We start from the raw sequence: 19866 nt of genomic DNA, 5'->3' as shown, positions 1-19866 counted from the left end.
GGCACGAGATCGAGATGGCCGCGCAGCAATGCGAGCACCGTGGTGGCGAATCGTGTTTGCACGACCGACTTTTCGTCGGCGAATCCCAGATCGATCACCGTCGACGCGGCGGCGCTGATCGGCGTCTCGGTATCACCGGTGATGGCGACGGTCGGCATGTGCTGGGCACGTGCCAGCGCTGCCAGCACCTCGGTCGTCGTGCCGGAACGGCTGATCGCCACGACTCGGTCGTATCTCCGGGTGGCGGGGAATTCCGAGGCCGCGAACGCATCGGTCTCCCCCAAACCCGTTGCCTCGCGCAGCGATGCGTAGGCCTGCGCCATGTACAGCGATGTACCGCAACCGATCACCGCCACGCGCTCGCCGGCCTCGGGGAGGCCGACGCCTTCCATCTCCAGTGCTCGCCGCCAGCAGTCCGGCTGGCTAGCGATCTCGCGCTCGACATGGCTCATGAATCATCTTCTCCAAACGCGCGTTCATGCGCACAGACACTCACTACATGCTCAATAATGATCAATAGTGGGCCGTTTTGTCCAGCTTCGATCATTTTTCTTGGCCTGGCGCATGAAGAGCTCTAGCTTTGCAAATTCAGGAGGCCCTGCTTCAACCTCGCGGAGTGCGCCTATGTCCGGCATCCCGGCGTCTTCCTCGCCACCGTCGACGGACTCATCTGAGCCGAACTCGGCGCCGCCGTGCCCGGCGCCGGCGGCACCTACATCTACGGACATCGCGAGATGTACGTGCCCGCTGAATCCGCGCCGACAGTCCGACAAAAGACAATCCGCCGGTCCCTCCTGCAACGCCAGCGGTGGCAGGCCCGGCAACGGTTAGATCGGGCAGGCAACGAAGCTGACGAATGCAGGTGATGTCGGTGGGACCGGCGGATCACGACGTGGCGCACGGGTTCGCAAGAGGGAACGACCGCACTGCCACGGCAGCTACCGTAGCCGCGAATACCCTTCCACCGCACCATACATACGGCTGTTCCCGCTCGTCGGACGGCTGGACTCCACAGCCGATCGACGAGCGAAGCCGCCGGACACCACCACGAAGTATTGTCCGATCGCCAGAATCGCCAGGGGGCGCAGCCCTTTTCAGTAATGGCAGGTAACCGGCGGCCCCGGTGTTCTCCGAACCGGCGAAGGCCAACGCCACCAGCAGGAGGATCAGGACGGTCAGCACGGGCGCGGTACCGTCAGCCAGTCTCGGCCGCCATGTCACGCTCATGATGTCTTCCCGGAAAGCATGCCACGGGCATACAGCGCCACCGCGATGCGCGACCGGTACACGTCCTCAACGGTCACCTCGCTGCCCGGTACCCGGCACTCGTTCTAGTACGACATCACTCAAGTTCGCTCGGATTGATGCGGTGGTATCCAACCGCAGACCAGGTGCCTTTACCGTCGGACGTACGTGGGTCCGCGTGTTGAGGTTTCTTCGGGATTCCTGAAGGCATTCTATGATTACCGATCTCGTCCCGCATTTGGTAAAGGCGAGGTGGGCGCCGCGGCACCGCGAGACTTGCGGTCGGTTCGGCCAATCGCCTCGGCCGAGGAGTTGGAGCGCTTCGAGACCACCGATCTACTCAGGTTCGAGCTGGCTCGTGCGGCAACAGGGTTGGCCGATGCCACGATCCGAGGCGATCTGAGCAAGCTCGGGTAGATGCGGTCATGGCTCGGCCGCCCGCTGTGGGGAGATGGAGCCACCGGACGCGGACGGATCCTCCCGCTCGATGAGCTGGCCACCCTGCTGCTGCACGAATGGCTCGACCACCGCAGCGGCCCGGTGGCCACGCACGCCAATCCACCGAGCTGACACGTCGGCTGACACTGCCGCTGCCGAATTGGGCACGGTGAGGATCGAACCGGCGGGTAGGAAGATGCTGGGCCAGTATCGATGGCATGTCGATTTCAGCAGGATCCAAGGAAAGCGCGACCGACCTACCCAAGGCGATCCTGGCCGGCGGATGCTTCTGGGGGATGCAGGACCTAATCCACCGGCAGCCCGGGGTCGTGTCGACGCGGGTCGGCTACACCGGTGGCCGACCCGGTCGTCCAACTCCCCGCGATCACCACGGCCATGCCGAGGCCGTCGAGATCATCTACGACCCGACCCGCACCGACTTCCGGACGCTGCTCGAGTTCTTCTTCCAAATCCACGACCCAACAACGCAAGACCGGCAGGGCCACTACCTCGGCCCCGGATATCGCTCGGCGATCTTCTATGTCGACGACGAGCAGAAGCGGGTCGCCCTGGCCACGATCGTCGACGTCGAGGACTCCGGCTTGTGGCCCGGCAAGGTGGTCACCGAACTGGTTCCCGCCCAAGAGTTCTGGGACGCCACCGCCGACCACCAGCACTACCTGCAACGCAACCCGGACGCCGACTCCTGCCATTTCCCACGACCGGGATGGAAGCTGCCGAAACGGTAGAACACTCGCAGCGGGCGAGACCACGTCGGCGCACACTACGGCCGCACGGTCCTCGCCCACCGCGTCACCGGTGGAGGGCACACACGGCCGAGTCACCGGGTCCCGCCTCAACCTGAGCGTCCTCACTCCGGCGCGATGCCGACGACCACTCGGGTTCCCACGACGGATGCTTCAGTTTCCCTGAACTTCAGCAGATCTGGGTCAGCTATGGCGTTGGAACTTGCACTGGTTGCAATAGGTGCGGCGTGGAGGCCTTCCCCAAAGGCGTTGTCAAAGGAGGTAGCTCGGTGTTTGGGGCGGCGAGCACCCGCGGCGGGGAATCGGAGGCGCGGGTGCTCGCCGCTTTCCGGTGGGTCGGCAACCACCGGCTCTGCCATACATTCCGGAGCGAGTCTAGGCAGGACTGCGGACTCCGAAATACGCGTGATGGCAGAAGCTGATCATCGCTGCGCGGCGATGAGAAAACTGTGAACAATCTGGAAAGGTGCAGCGAGTACCCACGGCTCGGGTTGCGGAGACGTGGGTACCCGCCGCGCCGATGAGGTGATCATCGGCCTACCTGTCCGATTCCGCGTTCAGGCTTGGACTGAACGGACCCCACGGGTACAACGGCAAGGATTGGGGGCAACGGAATCAGCAGGAAGATCGCCGCTCGAAAGGGCGGGAAGGCATGTCCCGGAATCGATCTCATACCGGGACAGCTCGACTCCCTTACTTCGCCGGAGCTGCGGGAGTATTGATCCGCTGGAAGAACTGGATGGCGGAGGCGATGCCCACCGGCACACCGAGGAGGACTGTCCCGGCTGCCGCACCCAGTGCCGCACCGGCTGCCCCACCCGCCAGGCAGCCGCCGACCCAGCCCGGAACGAAGATCGGCGTCATGAGCGCCGCCGGCACGATTGCCCCGAGGACACAACCGCCGACGCCTCCAATGAGGGTGCCGACAAGGGTGCCGAGGCCGGTCGCAAGACCGAACTGGGTACCGGCCGCGCCCAGGGCCGAATCGAAATCGGCTTGGGCATCGATGTTCTCGAGCATCGCTACCGGCTTCGCGGTCGCAGGATCGGTGCTCGGCGTCAGGGTCGCGGTGTTGCCGTCGATCTTGGCGGCGATCGGGAACTGCTGACCCTTGAAGGCGTACGCCAGCGGGAACGCGGCGGCGACGTTGCCGGCACCGTCGAGCATCTGGAACTGACCGTCGCGCGCGGCCAGCGACCCCACGTCGGTTTTGACGACGACCGACTTGTCGACGACATTGGCGGTCCAATTGATTCCCGGCGCCGCCTGCGTCGCCGCCGCAGGCGCGGGATCCTGCTGCGCGGGACCGGCGTTGGAGTACGGCTGACTCAATGTCAACGCCGCCACCGCGAGAGCAGCGGCCGCCGTCAGGGTTGTGGTCTTCCTCATCGATGAAACCTTCGATCTTCAGAGCAGGGAAATTGAATGCGGGCAAAAGACCCGGCAGGAAAGGAATGTCCACGCGACGAGGCGCGTTCCACCACGCCCGTCGCGAATGTCAGACTCGCGCGAGTCGTCTCCACTCGCAATTGGGTGAGCGGAACGAGCGACTCGAATATCCTCTATCGCCCGAGGGCATGTGTCGTTCTCACCTCCTTGCGGTTAGGGCGCACGAGGACGCCTTCCGGAAATCTCTTGTTGCAGCGCGTGGTCCGAGTCGATTGATCGGATCCGCGGCAGCGCACTGAGTCGTGATATCGATCTGCTCACGCAGCCACTCGCCAGCGATCTTTAGTACCGCGACAGCGTGTCACCGACCACGCACAGAGGCAATATGTAGATCGGCGGTAGATCTCCCCCACCCGGCCAGCGCCGCCCGCCATTCGACCGGCAATGGTCTCAGTCCTGCAGAGAAGACGAAAATGCCATTTGCGCCGCCAAGACCGACGTCGTCGACAAGCTGGTAATTTCCGGCCCGAATCCCATTGCGTACCAGGTGATCCAACCGCACAGTTCGGTCGCATCGGGATCGACAGCGAGGAAGCTGAGAATGAACCGCCGGTCCCGAAGACCTCGAAGGAGTCCGGCCACCCGGTCCAAGGCTTAAGCCGACTCGCTCCGAGAATGCCAAGACCGCAGCACCGGCGGTTCACAATGCGCCCGGAGATTGCGCGTGGACTCTATATCTCCGGACCGCACAGGCGACTCTATAGTCCCTGCCTCCGCCGGCCCACCCGCCAGATGGCCTACTCTGCCCGCCGAACGGATGGAAACTACAGACGCAACGATGGCCTGAAGCAGAACGTGCCGCTCCGATCGGCTACGCGGTTTGCACGGCACGCCGCACACGCCGCGGTGCCGATCGCCAGCCTCGTCGCCGACACGGCACCGTATCGCTCCTGCTTAGGGCGTAACTCCCAGTCGTCCGGCAAGCCAGTCCATTTCGGCTCGCAGCCCCGCCGACCACACTGCCCAGGTGTGCCCTCCCGGGAGTTCTCGGAGCCGAATCCGCATGCCTGCTGCGGAGGCCGCGGTAGCGATCGTGACCTGAGCCGAACGACCCGCCCGGTCTTCGGTTCCAGCGATCAGCACGCCAGCGGAATCGGGATATCGATGTGTGCGCAGCAGGTTGAGCGGGTTGACGCGCTCGAACGCTGCGATATCAGAACCGAATGCGGCTTGGGCAGTTTGGTGGCGACTGCCGAGCGTGGGCTCCGGATCGCCGGAAAGTCCGAGGAACGTTGGGTACACCGTGGGATAGTTCGTGGCCAGCTGCAAAGCACATGTCCCGCCATAAGAATTTCCGGCGATGGCCCACCTCCGCGGATCGGGGTCGACCTGGAGTCGCTTGGTTATCCAAGCTGGCAGATCGACTGCCAAGTAGGTGGCCACATTTCCCAGCTTGGAATCCAGGCATAGGGGGTTGTACCACGGACTGCCGGTCGCGTCGGCCACAACGATGACAGGCGTGAGCCCGCCGTGCGCCGCGGCGAAAGCATCCATCGTCTGAGTCAGGCGACCGCCGTTGAACCAGTCGATCGGGCTGCCCGGCTGCCCGGCCAGCAGGACCAGTACTGGTAGCAATGGTCGGGGCGTGGCGAAATACGCTGGAGGCAGATAGATCTCGGCGGATCGTGCGGCAAACTGTGACACGGCGCCGGGCACGGCTGCGCGCAGTACTCGGCCTTTTTTCGGTAGACCGGCAGGTGGCCGCCACACCGAATCCAGAGGCCACCCGGTCACAGGCTCTGCCTGTCCGGCGGGCACTGAGGTGAGGGAGATGCGGTTTCCTCCCCCGAGCCCCAACACATCCTCGACCGTGGGGTAAGCGGCGAACACGAGGTTGACCTGAATCGCCGATGCCAGCACAGTCGCGATGGCGGCACACAGCGACAACGCCTTTGTCGCCCAACCTCGGGAGTGGGTGATTCGGATCGGCAACAGCCCGACCGCCCACACTGCGAAACCGAACCATAGATATACCGGCGGTGGTATCGCGTCCGGAAATGGCCGCCACCAATGCTCAACGACAATATGAACCGCCAACGCGGCCGCCAGCCCGAGCCAGGAAGACCCCACGCTCGCACGACCGAGAGATCGACGGCCGACACCGAATAACCACAGCGCTCCGGCAACACCGACGGCGCAGATGATCCACGGCAGCGAACCGGACAGTAGAGACAGCTCGGAGATTGACGGCACGGTGCTCGGAGTCCTTGAAAGATCCAGTGCTGCGGCTGAGTCGGGCGGTCACCAGCCGCTGTGATCCTCAACATGATCTCTGTGGTGAACCGCCGGTCCCAGATCCCGGTCTCCGGGAGTGGGTAACCGATTCGCGGAGGCGTGGTGGTCCGAGAATCGCTCCCGGGTGCAGGTAAGGACCCGGTGCTGTGACGCCGGGACCGGCGGATTCACCGTGTGGCCCACCGGGCGGTTGCGTTACCCGGTGGACCACAACGACGAGGCTAGCCTCAGAAGTTGGTCCGCCACCCCTTCCAGAAGGCTGGTTTGGACCGCCTTCCGGATGAAACTTCGCGACCTCGAGCTGTTTTCGCCGAGCGGCTGCGATGGCTGGCTTGCTAGTGGACGCCGGACAATCCAGGTGGGCGGACTTGCGCGCGAGGCCCTTCCATGTCGGTGCGGTCGCCGGTCAGGGGCGGGTGTTTTCAAGTTCGGCCAGACGATGCGCGATTCCGGCGCGACCGGTGAGGCCCAGTTTGCGGAGGATGCGGCTGAGGTGATCCTCGATGGTCCGGTGGCTGACATGGAGTTGGGCCGCGATATCTTTGTTGCTTAGGCCGCGTGCCGCCAGTGCTGCGACCTCTCGCTCACGTTTGCTCAAAGTGGTCGCGCCACTGGCGGTTTGGTGTCCCGCCAAGCGGCGCTGTGCCACGGATCCCGGACAAGCCAAGACCGATGCTCGCGACGCCTACATCATCGCCGACGCGGCCCGCACCATGCCGCACACGCTGCGCCGCGTCGATGTCGGGGACGAGGCGCTGACCGAGCTCGGTGTCCTGGTCGGCTTCGACGACGACCTCGCCGGAGAAGCGACCCGCACCAGCAACCGGATTCGTGGCTTGCTCACCAGCATCCACCCGGCCCTCGAACGCGTGCTGGGCCCGCGCATCGCGCATCCGGCGGTCTTGGAGATCCTTTCGCGCTGCGGCGGACCGGCCGGAATCCACGCCGCTGGGCGACGAAAACTCACCGCCAGTCGGTCGCCCTTCCTGGTTCCAACGCCGCGGAGATCGTGCTGCCCAAACTGGCCGATTCTCTGAAAAGTGTTTTGCTGCACCGCAAATCCATTGCCGAGGACAACGAGAGGATGCTCGATGCGCACCCTCTTGCCAAGGTCCTGACCTCGATGCCCGGCGTCGGAGTCAGGACCGGAGCCCGCATCCTGCTCGAAGTCGGCGACGGCTCGGCCTTCGCCACCGCCGGGCACCTGGCCGCCTACGTCGGCATCGCCCCGGTCACCCACCGCTCCGGCAGCTCCATCCGCGGCGAGCACCCCGCCAGATCGGGCAACCACAAACTCAAACGCGCCCTGTTCCTGTCCGCGTTCGCTGCCCTGCACGACCCGGGCAGCCGCGCCTACTACACGCGAAAACGCGAGGAGGGCAAGAAACACAACGCCGCCCTGATCTGCCTGGCCCGACGCCGCTGCGATGTCCTCTACGCCATGCTCAAAACCAAACAGCCCTACCGGAATTCGCCTGCGTCTACTGCCGCCTTGCGCGGATCCTGCTACTCGCCACGCACGACGATCACTGTCGGTGCATCCCCTTCACCTGCGGTCTGGTCGATCCGCAACACCTTCTTGGCCTGAGTTTCTTCTACGACATGCCGATACGACGGCGACAACAGCGACTCAACCTGACCGAGGGCGCTCGCACCGACTCCCGTGTTCCGGGGCCGGTGACGCCAGTAGATCCAGCCCCGTCCTTCCGCCCACACCGCAACACGATCGACAACGATCGCCCCGACGACCAGTCCCAGCACCCAGAACACCCAGTCCACGCAGCGACCTCCCGCCCGATTGCACCACCACAAACCAACGTATCGGAATCACATCACGAGCGCGGCACCCGACGAGTTGACGAAAACCATAGGGACACCGCCCACACACACGGTCAAGTGGCGCAGCACAGCCGAAGGCATGCCGCTAGGCAGTGTTTTGAAAGTGGGTGAGTGCCGGGCGGCTGCCCGTCACTCACTGGTTTCGTAGCCATTGGTTGATGGCGGCGATGTGAACGGTGGCCAAATAGCGGACGGCGAGCTTGTCGAATCTGGTTGCCACGGCACGGTTTTGCTTGAGCCGATTGATCCCTCGCTCGACCGCATTGCGATCGCGGTAGATCTCGGGGTCGAACGCGGGTGGCCGCCCGCCCGACGAGCCACGGCGGGCGAGCTGATCTCCACCGGCGCCGACGTGAACCGATTCTTCACCGCCCTGCTCGCCGGAAAGCTCTTGGCTTCAGCGCAATTGGAAGAAATGCAGCAGGATCCACAACCCCTGACCAACCGCCCCGGTTATTCCAACGGCCTAGGCCTGGCCAGAGTCCCGGCCATCTGCAACCTCGAGGTCTGGGGCCACGGCAGCTCCGTCCCCGGTTTCCGTACCTTCAGCGGAGTCACCCCGAAAGGACTTGCCGTCACCGTGAGTGCCAACCTCCGCTCCGAGGACCCCGCCGTCACCGCGACGATCAACCAGGCCTTCAACGCCGCACTCTGCGCGGAAGACTGAACCGGTGATCGGACCGGCAGTGAATGTCACCAGAAAGACACTCTGAGCTGGGGTGTTAGCTGACAGGGCGAGTGGAGTCGGTTCAACGCTTGCGAACTGAGACACCTGCCTTGCGGCGCGCTTCGAGGCCGTCCAATATCAGGTCGAGGCCGAAGTCGAACTCGCCAGAGTAGTTGTAACCCGGTTGCAGGGCATGGTCGACGATCATCGCCCTGAGATGCGGCAGCTCCTCCGCGGGCAGGTCTGCGAGGATGCCCGCCGCCACGGTTCGGACCTCGGCCGGCGTCGTGATCGGCAGGTTCGCTTCTTGCAGAACGTATCCGCCGATGTAGCTGTCCAACACCGACACCGCGTGTGCGGCCAGTTCCAGGGTGAAGTCGGCGTTCAGCAGGATGCCGAGGACGGCGTCGTGGTGCCGCAACGTGGCCGGTCCCGGCGTGGGCCGCGAGTCCAGTAGCCCCAGCGCCCATCGGTGCTGGGAAAGCACGGTCCGCGTGGATTCGGCGCGCGCCCGGATCGCGGTCCGCCAATCCCCCTCGGCCACCGGCAGTTCGATGGCCGCGAACACGGCATCCACCACACCGTCGAGCATCGCGTCCTTGTTCGGAATGTGGTGATACAGCGACATCGCCTCCACCCCGAGTTCCTGCGCCACCCGCCGCATGGTGATGGCTTCCGCGCCACCCCGGTCCGCGACGCGGATGGCGGCATCGAGCACCCGCTCCCTTGTGAGTGGCGGTCGAGTCACGGTGGCTCCTCGTCGAATCTCTTGACAGGCTTACAAGCGTAAGCCAACCTTACAGATGTAAGCCAGCCTTACGCCCGTAAGCCAACCGAGGAGATCCCCATGCCGATGCCGAAATGGTGGGGCCACGTCAACAGACAGATCTTCAACCCCCGAGCCCTCGCGGGCGGCAGATGGCCGGTCCTTACCCACACCGGCCGCACGTCGGGAACCACTTACCGAACCCCGCTCGATGCCTACCCCGTCGACGGCGGCTATCTGTTCATCCTCGTCTACGGCTCCCGCTCAGACTGGGTCCGCAACGTTCTGGCCTCCGGATACGCCCGCCTCCGAATCGACGGGCGCGACTTGGAGCTCGACACACCGCGTCTGATCGACAAATCCCAGGCGCTGCAGGCCTTGCCCGAAAAGGCGCACCCGCCAAGGCTATTGCGCATCACCGAGTTCCTGCGGATGGATCTGATTCCCGCACCGGACCATCCCGCACCTCACCCGTGACGACCAGGTACCAACCAGCCGCAAGAGTGAGAGTCGCCTGCAGTGCCGTCCCCGAACCTCCGCTCGAACCCCTCTACGTCTCAAAGGAACTGTCGTATCGTGACGTCCGAATGAGGTTCAAGGCGAGGATCCATCTCGGCGGTGGATTCCATCATCTCAGCACTGAACCCGCTCCCCCAAGCACGCAAACCCAACTCCACTATGCCCGCCGCCATGACATGCAAAAGCAGCATGCGATCGACCGCGGTCGCGCAAGAAGGCCACCCGCCGTACTCTCCTGGTGTACTGAAACAATCGACTGCGGCCACAGCAGCCAACTCTTCGTCCCGCGGCAGTACTGCCGCCAAGCGCGCCCGAATGCCCGCACCGATGAACTCCGGCGACACAGGGTCATCGGAAACGTCCGCGCAGCCCGACAGATACTCGCCCCAACGGTTGGCCTCCGCGAGAACCGCTTCGACACAACCAGTTCGACCCACCCCGTCCGAGACGACCTTGACCCAGTCAGCATCGCCGAGTAGATAAGCGTCGACCATCTCGTACAGCGCCTGGCGAACGGACGAGGCATCGGCATCGGACACCGCCGAATTCCAGCACACGAACGCCTCAACGACCGCGACCGAACGCCCAAAGTCCCCTCGGCGCGTCGCTCAACTAGTGAAAGCCATCCTCCAATCACTGCGACACCACGTTAGGCAATAGCCAGGTGCATGCAGTCGCCGCGGAGTCGGCGCCCAGGCCGCCGCTACCTCCATCCCTCCAGGCCACCAGTCGGCCGCCAGCATGCAACCTGAGTGAACCCGAACGGTGAGAGATGCACCGCTCCGCAGACCTTCAGATCCGTGGCCCGTTGTCGCCCGGGCCACGGACCAATCGTGGACCAACAGGGGCCGATCCAGGCCACGCTATGGACCGGTTGTGGACCACCCGATCCGCCCGCTATACCCGTGAGCAGCAGGTATACTCATCGTGCGCACAGAAGCAACGAGCACAACGTGCGCACAATGTCCGTATCGGGTACCTACTTTTATCTGGGGGTCAAGTGGTCGCAGGTTCAAATCCTGTCAGCCCGACAGAAAAGTAGAGCCGGTCTTCGGACCGGCTCTACTTTCGTCTCCGGGTCGCATGGTGTCGATCGGGATCTCTGAGGCGATCGGGCATGACCAATGGAGAGTTACGCGACAAAGGCTGATGCCGAACGGGTTTCGATCGGACGTCTCGAGGCTGTCGATCTACGCGATGTATGGGCCCATGAGGCACAGGACTTCACTCCCTGGCTGTTGGCGAATGCCGATGAGCTCGGCATGGCGCTCGGCCTCGACCTCGTTTTGGAGGCCAACGAGCACCCTGTCGGCGGCTATTCGCTCGACCTCATCGGCCGGGCCGGGGACGAGGTTGTGATCGTGGAGAACCAGCTGGAGGAAACCGATCACTCGCATCTCGGTCAGGTGCTTACCTATGCAGCTGGGACCGATGCGACCAACATCATCTGGGTGGCGGCCCGATTCCGGGACGAACATCGAGCGGCGTTGGATTGGCTCAACCATCGCACCGACACCGGGACCCGATTCTTCGGTGTCGAGGTGTCAGCGGTGCGGATCGGAGAATCCGTGCCGGCTCCGCAGTTCCGGGTGGTGGCCAGCCCGAACGACTGGGGGAAGTCGGCGCGGGCTCGCACTCGATCGGAGGCGACCGCGACCGGTCAGCTGTACGCGCAATTTTGGGACCGATTTCTCGATGCACTCGGCGCCGCGGGCGTGGCCCAGTGGACCGGGCCCCGGAGCAGCGGCAATTCCAAGAACTGGCTCGATCTACCGACCGGCCGGGCTGGTGTGGTGTATGGCATCAAGTTCAGCAGCGGTCACCTGCAATCGCATCTCTACTTCAAAGACCGCGATGGCGAAACGAATCGCGCACGGCTCGAACAGCTTCGGACAGCCGGTGCCGCGCTCATCGATGCATACGGCCGCGAACTCGATTTCGACCATCGGGAAGGTCGATCAGCCTGCCTGATCGCCGACCGCACCCCGGGAACCATTACCGACCAACACGAATGGGCCTCGCACATCGCCTGGTTCATCGATTCACAGCAACGACTTCGAAAAGCACTCCTCGCTGTCGGCGGCATCCCCGCTTAGCGCCGCCGCGACGCGAGGAATGCCCCGGAGCGGAGCAACATCCACACTTCGGGGGCGTGGGCGTGGCCCGACTCGCCAAGGCAAGTACTCATTCCGAACGCGCTACATATTGATCCCCGCCGCACAGCGGGCATCCGCCAAGTCTGAGCGAGAGGACCGGGCTCGCCATGTGGAGCGAGTGTCGGCGGGCGACCTATACGACGTAGGGCGTTCGCGAACGGGTCGAGAACTGGCAGGTCTGCTCGCGGCAGATGCCGCCACACCTATCGGTCCCGCCCCTCGACCAAACATATGAACAAAGACGTCATCCCCCGGGAGCGGTGAAGCCAACGTGTCGCCGAGGTTGAGTTCACCACTGACGGCCACCTGTCTAGCCGTCATCCACGGTGCGGACGGTAGAACAGTCGGATGACGCGGGTGCCGCGAATGATCGCGATAGATGAGAACAGGGTGTTCTTGGCTTCGCGTACCGCCCACGTGGGAGTGTTGCCGTCCATCATCCATTTTCCGAGCACGGCCGGCAGTGTGAACCGTAGGCGGAAGCCCGCCTCGTCGTCGACGGGCACGGCCTCCCAATCAATGCTCGTCGGCCGGTTCTCAGCACGATCACGTGGATGGTTGATCAGCACTTGGATTTCAGAGTTGTGTTGCTCATCAAGGTAATCGGCGAAGGCTTCGGGCCTGTCGACATGCAGGACCAGGATGAATGGCGCAGAGGGGAACCCGAGCACGAAGGAATCCAGAACGACGCCGCTCAACTCCGTGACGATCGCCGCCAGCTGATCTGACGGTAGCTCACGGACCGACTCGACAGACTCGTCCTCATCATCCTCCGCGTAGGGTTGTACAGCTCGCAACAGCTCAGGCAGCCCCGCCAACTCCCTTTCCCTGGCTGTCGCAACACCGATGACCGTATCGGGGAATGCGCGACCCACCATTGGCTCGCGCAAATCGCTGATGCGGGCGGCGAGATCGGGGAAGCCTTCATCGATAACGTTGCCAGGCCAGGTGCCCAGAGCATGACGGAGTGCGTGCCGGATCTGCTTCAGCCGCAGCGACTTAGCACCGATTTGAGCGGCAAGGTCGGCGATGCGGGTGGCAATGCCGTCGGCCGCGGCGAGCAGGGACTCGAAACCGGGGCCGGACAGGTCCACCAGTGAGATCTGCTGTGCCAGTGCGTATTCCTGCGCAGGTGAGGTGAATCCACTGGCGGAGAAGAGAGCGTACTGGTACTGATATCGCTTCATCGGAATCTGATGGGGACCAGTCGTTTGCGAAGCAAAGTGCTCATTGACATCGCGAATGGTGCCGTATGCGTTTCGCGCGTACTCAATACCGGTCGACTTCTTCCGATGCTTGGCCTCGACGAACAGGCGCATCGGCAGCGAGAAAGGCAAGGGCAGATCCAGCTCGCCGAGCACATCTACCTGATGCGTCGTTCCACGCCCTCTGACCAGTAGCCCTTTGCCACTGTCCTTGAGGGCGTCCCGATCCTGGTCTGCTGTAACGAGCAGACGATATCCGTTGTCCTGCAAAAGCCGCGCGAGCAACTCCTCGAGCACGTATCCGCGGATCGTCGACACGTTGATGGCCAAGATTCCCCCTGTCGTCACAACGGGCTTCCATCCAGTCGCCCGCCCCCTCGGAAGGAGACTGTACCGGCTGTCGGGCTGCAACTCAGCTATCCACCGCAGATGACAGTTGGGGCCGCCACGAACTGGCATCGCCCTCACCTAATTGGTTTTCGAGCCTTCCTGCCCACTACCTAGGCCGCAAGGCTCTCGTAATCCGCCGACTGCTCAGAAGCGCGCTGGCGGCGTGGATGGTTTGCATTTCGGCTAGTGGTGCGCCCAGGCAGTAGCGGCGGCCGTGGCCGAAGGTGCGGGCGGGGCGGGCGGCGCTGGCCGGATCGAGGTGGGCTGATCGGGCAGATCTCCATCAGCAAGCGTGGGTTTGATCGTGCTGCAGATCAAATGGTTCCACGGCCGTCACCTGCTATGTGATGATGGTTCGTGGCAAATCGCTTGTGGCTGTTGGTGAGTGCGGGAAGGGGCGGGGATGACAGCGCAGATTCGGTTGGTGGGTGGGAATGCTCAGCGGGAGCTGACCGATTTGGTGGCCTGGCTGTCGCGCGAGGACGACTTTCGTGGCCGGGTGTCGTTGGAGCGACCACCGGTGCAGCCCGGAGATATGGGCGCGGTAACCGATGTGCTGGTGGTCGCCTTCGGGGCGCAAGGATTGGGTGCGGCACTCGCGGCGTCGCTAACAGTATGGATAAAGCACCGTCGTCCGTCGGCTGATATCGAGGTCACCCGAGGGGCGCATCGCAACGTGAAGATCTCCGTCACAGACCTACCGGCTTCTGAGGTGGCCGACCTGTTACGGAAGGCACTCGAGGGCTAGGGGTGCGGCTACCTGATCCGGTCAGGTCCCGAGCGCTGTTGCTGGGCACCAGCAGATACTCTGACCCCGGCCTCCCCAATCTCCCTGCGGTGCGCAACAACCTGAACGCTCTCGCCGAGATCTTCACCAGCCCTTGGGCAACCGCGCTGGCTCCCGAACACTGTGTGCCGCTGCCCGACGAATCCAATCGCGGGGTTATCGGAGCGGCACTTAATGACGCGGCTGGGCAGGCGGAGGACCTCCTCCTGGTGTATTACGCCGGCCACGGATTGATCGGCGCGGATGGGGGTTTGTATCTGTCGATGCCCGATACACGCGGCGAACCAGACATGGTGTCGTGGACGGCATTGCCGTTCGAACTACTGCGCAGCCGACTTGCCCATGCCCATGCAGCCAACCGGGTCCTCATTCTGGACTGTTGTTTTTCCGGTTTGGCAATCGACCTCATGGCCGATGTCAGCTCAGTGGTATCGGGTCAGCTCACGGTCGCGGGCGCATGCACGCTGACCTCGTCCCCCGCCAACCGCCCGTCCATGGCTCCCACCACAGCTGAATACACCGCCTACACGGGCGAACTGCTGAAGTTGCTGCGTAACGGCCCCACCGACGCAGGCGCTGAGTTGCTGACCCTCACAGCGATCCACGAACATTTGGCAAGGGTGCTGCCAGCCAAAGGATTTCCGCGACCTGAACAACGCAATACACGCACGATCGGCCACTTGGCTCTCTCTGGGAGGCCACCCCGGTCCGGCTCCGGCCACGCCGAGCCGTTCGGTGATGCCCCCGACCCCATCACGCCGGACTCGACTCCGCTACCCCCCGAACGCGTAATCGAAGCGGGCCCTGGATGGAGTTGGGTGCGAGTCGATTCCCCGTGGTCGAGCCAAATCTTGCTGCGCCACAAGGCCGCTCTGAACTGGACGACCTCTTTCGGCCCCGAAGACCAGCGGTTCGCCGTCCACGCCACGGCTGATGAGGCATACGACGACCTGGCCGAGTGGATCGCGACACGGGAGAGCACCAACTCCGACAGGCGTGAGCTGCTCGAGCATCTTCGACAGGTGAACAGAAGCCGACAGTTGATCGCCTGCTGCTCGCATGAAGAAGTTTCCCCCGATGTGAACCCGAACTTCGCGCCACCAGCGGTCGTGTATTGCGTCTACCACGTGCATGGAAACACCAATGCCCAATCCGCCGGCTGGAATTTCTTCATGGACTGGCGTCGGACAATGGTGGAGGTCTCGCCCAGATCAGGCCGGTGTATTTGGCATGGGAAGCTGTCGGAGGGTTGGAATTTGCACACCGTGCCGCTGATATGAACCAATCAGCCCCTGCCCATCGCATACCTGCCGACCGCGCCCTGTAGCCGCATCAGGATCTCGTCGCCCGTCAGGCCCTCGAAACTGCCGATCGCTATCGCCGCTGCGAGCGCGTCGTCCTGAAACCGGTCGAGGTCGAGACCAGCGATGTTCGTCCGGCCCAGGCGCGGCTTGCCCGCACCGGTTTGGTCGACAATGAACCTTGCCATCAATGGGATATCGGTACCCTGCATGGCGACAGGGCTGAAGCCCGCTACTCCGCGGAGGTATCGTTCGATCGCCAGCCGATGTTCGGTGCCGGCAAATTTGTATTCGATGAGGTTGCGAAAGAACGCATACGCAACCCCTCGGTAGGCCGGCCCGGCTGCTCTGCACAACGCTACGACCGAGTCGTCGTAGCGGCGCTCGACGAACGGGATTCGCAGTGCCTCATATGCCGACTCGATCTCAGGGGTGATCAAGCCTTGCCCGCCTTCCATCGCCGTCTCAAGGGCGGCGTTCATCGCATCGAGGTGAGGAGAGCCCCCGGAGCCAGGCGGACCGGTCGGGTGCCCACCATCAGTGGGGCGCAGGTTCTCGAGCCACCGTTTTGATACGCCGTCGGTCGCTCGGCGACTTGACGCCGCGTGATCGCCCCCATGGATCGGATAGACGACAAATACGAAGAACCGCTCGATCAACAGGACCGCCCCAGCGACACTCGGGTGAGGTTCCCTGAAATCCGAAGGCTCCGAGAACACGAGCGACCCAGACTTCGCCCGATATTCAGCGTCCTGCTGGTTGGGCCAGGCAGGTTTCGCGTTATGCCATTCAAATCGCGAGCCAGGCTTTCCGTCGAGTTGGGTGTAGGCGAGGCCCCAGGTCACACCGGTTTCAGACATTTACTCCCCCGATTATGTTGTCGATCAGAGCATCTGACGATGCTCGAGCGCTACCTCAGCCGTCCCGCCGCCGATGCAAGATGTCGTGGCGAAGCCGCCAAAATCACAGCTCACCTGCACAGATTGCCCGTCAAACTGATCTGCGGCGGAATCGTTTGATCGATACCGAACCAACCGTTGCGGCAATGAGACCCGCCACAGCTGTCGAGAGTAGTAGGACCATGCACCCACTGTTGCCTACCGCCGCGGTCGGTCTCGACTGTCCTTCTCGCCTCTCCAATTCCATCATCGTCGCTGCGAGCCGGTTCCCGGATGCCATCGCCGCATCGAGATAGGTCTCCATATACAGCTCGTATCGACCACCGAGGAGTGCCCGCAGGAGCGCGGCCGCGTCGGCGGATCCGCCGGGATACTCCTTGGAGGCTTGGTCGGCGAGAACATGTGTCGCGAATCGGGGGTCGGCACCGGACGCAGCTTGAATCTGCTGCGACAGTACAGCCCCGATCTCCCATGGCTTAGTACCCGTGTGGTACTTGAATCCCGCAGTGCCGACTGTGCGACCGGTTCGGTGCATTTCGACATAGCAGACATCGCCACGGACAGGATCGACCGACGAGATGTGCACGCCATCCTCCGCAGCGAGCGCTGCGAGCAGCACTGGACCATTCGACATGAATTCAGTCTGACAAGGCGCTCGTGATCCGGCAAGCAAATCCTGCTCAGATGGTTGCGAAAGTTGTTGTGCAGTAAAGCATTCAAAACGAGGACTCACTTGTCAGCGGAGTCTGGCATGCAGCCCAGGCTGACTCCCCATCTGGACAGGCAGACGACTCCACACCTTGGCCGAGGATCGACGATATGTCCGGCGACCCCGCCGTGGCCCGGTACTCTGCTGGCAATACTGAGGTTGCCCCGGATTCCCGGACGGATTGGGTGCGTTGATTTTCGCTCGGTCCGCGATGGCGTAGGCCCGTTCGTCGTCCGCAGGCTGAGCGTGTTGAGCTTCGAGCGTCTTCGGGTCAGGTTGTCTATGGCTTCGATGTAGCCGGAAATCGCGTTGGCCATCTCAGCGAGTGGCCCATTTCCTGGTGTCGAGTAGTTCCACTTGCATCGTTCCAACATAGCTTTCGACCATGCTGTCGTCGAAAGCAATCCCCGACCGATCCCATTTTCTCGGCCGCCTGAAGGCTCAGTACACCGGCTCTGGCACGAATTCCGTGATCGTGGGTCGAGATGTCAACCCGCGCTTGATGGCTCGTCGGTGGTTGCCTGAGTACGGCGCTATTCGACGGGCTTGCTCGACCAGTAGGATTCGATCGCCTCGTCGTGTCGCTGGATCCATTGCGCCCACCAATGCCTGCGCGACTCGGGATGTCGTTCTTGGTCGTAGTCGGGTTCTTGGACGGTGCCTCCGGAACGTTCCAGCAGTATCCACGCGGTCACGATGTATCCCGGCATGAGGTTGCGCCAGAACCAGCTGTGGTCGTGGTAGTCGCGATCGAGCAACGCGTGGACGAAGACTTCGAAGGTCGCGACGTCGATCTCGCAGTCGTCGTTGACCATCCCGCTGAGCCCTGTAGGGACGCCCAGTCGAGCGGCCAGGATCTCTGCCATGGCGGCGAACAGCGCCCCGTCGAGAACGCCGGGTGAATTCCACACCATCTTGTCGCCGACGTTGAAGTATTGGCTCATGCAGCGATCATGAGTCGGCTCGTTCGGAGTCCGCCACTTCCGGGCCGAATGTGCGAATCTGGGGGTCAAGTGGTCGCAGGTTCAAATCCTGTCAGCCCGACCAAGAAAAATCCCCTCCGACCTCGGTCGGAGGGGATTTGCTTTTACTCGATCGGATGGTTGGGTCCAGTCCGGTCGGTGAAATCGGGCGGGATGGGGTGGATGTCCAGATCGGCGAGATGGGCTTGGGCTTGCCAACCGGTTCGGTGGAATTGGTCGAGCCAGTCGGGTGTGGCTAGCGACTTCGTGATCGCGTCGAATGCTTCGGCGAATCGGGTTCGCAATGGCATTTCGATTCCGAACTGCTCAGCGATGTAGCGCTGCCCGGCGAGGGCTGCCAGCACCATCTGGACGTAACTGTCCGGGTCGGTATTCGGCAGTAGTTGGTTGTGAGCGATCGATTGCTCGGCCAACCATCGCAGTTTCTCGAGCAAGGTTTGCGCGGCCGCGGAAGGTATCTCGCGGGTGAGTGCGGGTTCGGCCACGAGTCGGAATTCGGCCTGGACGACGATGTCGTGCTCCAGCCTCATGGCCATTTCGTCCACTATCGCGTGCAGTATGTCCAGTGGGGTGAGATCAGTGCGAGCGATCCACCGCACCACCGTTGCCAGATGCCGCTCGCCGGCAGCCTCCAGAACCCCTTGGGCCAGATCGTCCTTGGAGTCGAAATGGAAGTACATGGCGCCTTTCGACACCGTCGAACCCGCCACAATGAGTTTGAGTGACGCCGCGCTGTAGCCCGACCTACCGAATTCGACGGCGGCCGAGCCGATTATCAGTGCTCGTGTCCGGTGGGCTCGGTCCTGCCGCAGTGCGATCGTTCGGCGTAGGTTCACATGCGCTCCGTGGTCGGGAATACCGTCTCCTGGGGTTCGGCCAGAATGAGTGTCCGGATTGGTGCGACAGGAAGCGGTGGGCCCTCGCGGATCCTCGATCGGGAGCGGGCACAATCGGAGTCATGTCCCACCGTTCGTCGCCCGCCCTGGATGGAGCCGGTTACTCGGTCCGCACGGCGGCCGAGCGGCTCGGAATTCCCACACCGACGCTGCGCAGCTGGAACCGGCGCTACGGCATCGGCCCTCGTCAGGATCGCCCGGGTAGGCACCGGCTGTACACCGAAGCCGACATCGCGTTGCTCACCCGGATGCTCGAACTCATCCGTGCCGGTGCGACCCCCGCCGGGGCCGCGATGGCGGTGCGGGGATCCGCGCTGGAGTTGGGCGATGTGGAAGCCTTGCTGGGCGCGGCCTTCGCGCTCGAGACACGCGCGGTGTGCGAACTGCTCGACAGCCATGTACGCGACTACGGAGTGGTCGATACCTGGGATCGGTTGTGCCGCCCGGCGTTCGCGTCGATCGTCGCGCGTCAGCTCGGCGGCGAGGGATGCGTGGATGTCGAGCATCTACTGTCGTGGTGGCACGTGTTCACCCATCACCCGGGCTGGCGGGAGCTGGGGGAGGTGGCGTTGATGTTCGGGATCTTCTGGTGGATGTACTGCGGGTACGTGTTCC

At 63.4% G+C, this 19866-nt stretch carries 20 protein-coding genes and 1 pseudogene; 9 read left to right on the top strand and 12 right to left on the bottom strand.

Annotated elements, in window-relative coordinates; genetic code table 11:
• Positions 1–452, bottom strand: a 452-nt coding sequence (locus tag ACWELQ_RS11005) for an SIS domain-containing protein (RefSeq protein ID WP_452396857.1), incomplete at its 3' end; no start/stop codon positions are given.
• Between the two features lie 51 nt (positions 453–503).
• The gene (locus tag ACWELQ_RS11000; RefSeq protein WP_452396856.1) at positions 504–728 is read right to left on the bottom strand and encodes a hypothetical protein; all 225 of its coding nucleotides are present in this window, start codon (positions 726–728) and stop codon (positions 504–506) included.
• A 934-nt stretch (positions 729–1662) separates the two neighbouring features.
• Between ACWELQ_RS11000 and ACWELQ_RS10995 the strand changes: the two genes are divergently transcribed.
• The gene (locus tag ACWELQ_RS10995; RefSeq protein WP_452396855.1) at positions 1663–1815 is read left to right on the top strand and encodes a hypothetical protein; all 153 of its coding nucleotides are present in this window, start codon (positions 1663–1665) and stop codon (positions 1813–1815) included.
• Between the two features lie 86 nt (positions 1816–1901).
• Positions 1902–2432, top strand: a complete 531-nt coding sequence (msrA, locus tag ACWELQ_RS10990; protein WP_452396854.1) for a peptide-methionine (S)-S-oxide reductase MsrA — start codon at positions 1902–1904, stop codon at positions 2430–2432.
• Between the two features lie 711 nt (positions 2433–3143).
• On the opposite strand, the gene ACWELQ_RS10985 is transcribed toward msrA, so the two are convergent.
• The 3 genes from ACWELQ_RS10985 to ACWELQ_RS10975 all read right to left on the bottom strand — a co-directional run bounded on the left by ACWELQ_RS10985 (position 3144) and on the right by ACWELQ_RS10975 (position 6783).
• Positions 3144–3839 (bottom strand): hypothetical protein, encoded by a 696-nt coding sequence (locus ACWELQ_RS10985; protein ID WP_452396853.1) that lies wholly within the window; start codon positions 3837–3839, stop codon positions 3144–3146.
• 954 nt (positions 3840–4793) lie between these two features.
• A complete protein-coding gene (locus ACWELQ_RS10980; protein WP_452396852.1) occupies positions 4794–6092 on the bottom strand; it encodes an alpha/beta hydrolase in 1299 nt (432 codons plus the stop codon).
• Between the two features lie 448 nt (positions 6093–6540).
• The gene (locus ACWELQ_RS10975) at positions 6541–6783 is read right to left on the bottom strand and encodes a response regulator transcription factor (RefSeq protein WP_452396851.1); all 243 of its coding nucleotides are present in this window, start codon (positions 6781–6783) and stop codon (positions 6541–6543) included.
• Between the two features lie 4 nt (positions 6784–6787).
• Here ACWELQ_RS10975 and ACWELQ_RS10970 point away from each other — a divergent pair.
• Positions 6788–7623, top strand: a pseudogene (locus ACWELQ_RS10970) (IS110 family transposase); the annotation flags it as partial.
• Positions 7624–8124: 501 nt separating this feature from the next.
• A complete protein-coding gene (locus tag ACWELQ_RS10965) occupies positions 8125–8640 on the top strand; it encodes a serine hydrolase (protein ID WP_452396850.1) in 516 nt (171 codons plus the stop codon).
• An 82-nt stretch (positions 8641–8722) separates the two neighbouring features.
• On the opposite strand, the gene ACWELQ_RS10960 is transcribed toward ACWELQ_RS10965, so the two are convergent.
• On the bottom strand, positions 8723–9388 hold the full coding sequence (locus tag ACWELQ_RS10960; RefSeq protein ID WP_452396849.1) for a TetR/AcrR family transcriptional regulator: 666 nt from the start codon (positions 9386–9388) through the stop codon (positions 8723–8725).
• 99 nt (positions 9389–9487) lie between these two features.
• Here ACWELQ_RS10960 and ACWELQ_RS10955 point away from each other — a divergent pair, with 99 nt between their 5' ends.
• Positions 9488–9883, top strand: a complete 396-nt coding sequence (locus ACWELQ_RS10955; protein ID WP_452396848.1) for a nitroreductase family deazaflavin-dependent oxidoreductase — start codon at positions 9488–9490, stop codon at positions 9881–9883.
• A gap of 80 nt (positions 9884–9963) precedes the next feature.
• Here the strand turns inward: ACWELQ_RS10955 and ACWELQ_RS10950 are convergent, their stop codons facing one another.
• Positions 9964–10464: a hypothetical protein gene (locus ACWELQ_RS10950; protein ID WP_452396847.1), complete on the bottom strand. Its 501-nt coding sequence runs from the start codon at positions 10462–10464 to the stop codon at positions 9964–9966.
• Between the two features lie 699 nt (positions 10465–11163).
• Between ACWELQ_RS10950 and ACWELQ_RS10945 the strand changes: the two genes are divergently transcribed.
• Positions 11164–12021: a DUF4268 domain-containing protein gene (locus ACWELQ_RS10945; protein WP_452396846.1), complete on the top strand. Its 858-nt coding sequence runs from the start codon at positions 11164–11166 to the stop codon at positions 12019–12021.
• Between the two features lie 377 nt (positions 12022–12398).
• Here ACWELQ_RS10945 and ACWELQ_RS10940 read toward each other — a convergent pair whose 3' ends face one another.
• Positions 12399–13616: a hypothetical protein gene (locus tag ACWELQ_RS10940; protein WP_452396845.1), complete on the bottom strand. Its 1218-nt coding sequence runs from the start codon at positions 13614–13616 to the stop codon at positions 12399–12401.
• Between the two features lie 463 nt (positions 13617–14079).
• On the opposite strand from ACWELQ_RS10940, the gene ACWELQ_RS10935 reads away from it, so the two are divergent.
• Positions 14080–14424, top strand: a complete 345-nt coding sequence (locus tag ACWELQ_RS10935; protein WP_452396844.1) for an effector-associated constant component EACC1 — start codon at positions 14080–14082, stop codon at positions 14422–14424.
• Positions 14425–14426: 2 nt separating this feature from the next.
• Positions 14427–15743 carry a caspase family protein gene (locus tag ACWELQ_RS10930; protein WP_452396843.1) on the top strand — a complete coding sequence of 439 codons (1317 nt, stop codon included), beginning with the start codon at positions 14427–14429 and terminating at the stop codon, positions 15741–15743.
• Between the two features lie 5 nt (positions 15744–15748).
• Here ACWELQ_RS10930 and ACWELQ_RS10925 read toward each other — a convergent pair whose 3' ends face one another.
• From ACWELQ_RS10925 to ACWELQ_RS10910, 4 genes are all read right to left on the bottom strand, one after another.
• The gene (locus ACWELQ_RS10925) at positions 15749–16624 is read right to left on the bottom strand and encodes a hypothetical protein (protein WP_452396842.1); all 876 of its coding nucleotides are present in this window, start codon (positions 16622–16624) and stop codon (positions 15749–15751) included.
• 130 nt (positions 16625–16754) lie between these two features.
• On the bottom strand, positions 16755–17282 hold the full coding sequence (locus ACWELQ_RS10920) for a hypothetical protein (RefSeq protein ID WP_452396841.1): 528 nt from the start codon (positions 17280–17282) through the stop codon (positions 16755–16757).
• A gap of 623 nt (positions 17283–17905) precedes the next feature.
• Positions 17906–18316 carry a DUF6086 family protein gene (locus tag ACWELQ_RS10915; RefSeq protein ID WP_452396840.1) on the bottom strand — a complete coding sequence of 137 codons (411 nt, stop codon included), beginning with the start codon at positions 18314–18316 and terminating at the stop codon, positions 17906–17908.
• A gap of 143 nt (positions 18317–18459) precedes the next feature.
• Positions 18460–19191: a TetR family transcriptional regulator gene (locus tag ACWELQ_RS10910; RefSeq protein WP_452396839.1), complete on the bottom strand. Its 732-nt coding sequence runs from the start codon at positions 19189–19191 to the stop codon at positions 18460–18462.
• A gap of 122 nt (positions 19192–19313) precedes the next feature.
• Between ACWELQ_RS10910 and ACWELQ_RS10905 the strand changes: the two genes are divergently transcribed.
• On the top strand, positions 19314–19866 hold a 553-nt coding region (locus ACWELQ_RS10905; protein WP_452396838.1), incomplete at its 3' end, for a MerR family transcriptional regulator.

This window comes from Nocardia sp. NPDC004722 (assembly GCF_053601505.1).
Note: the sequence above shows the minus strand (reverse complement) of the source record. Positions and strands in the feature narration are given on the sequence as shown.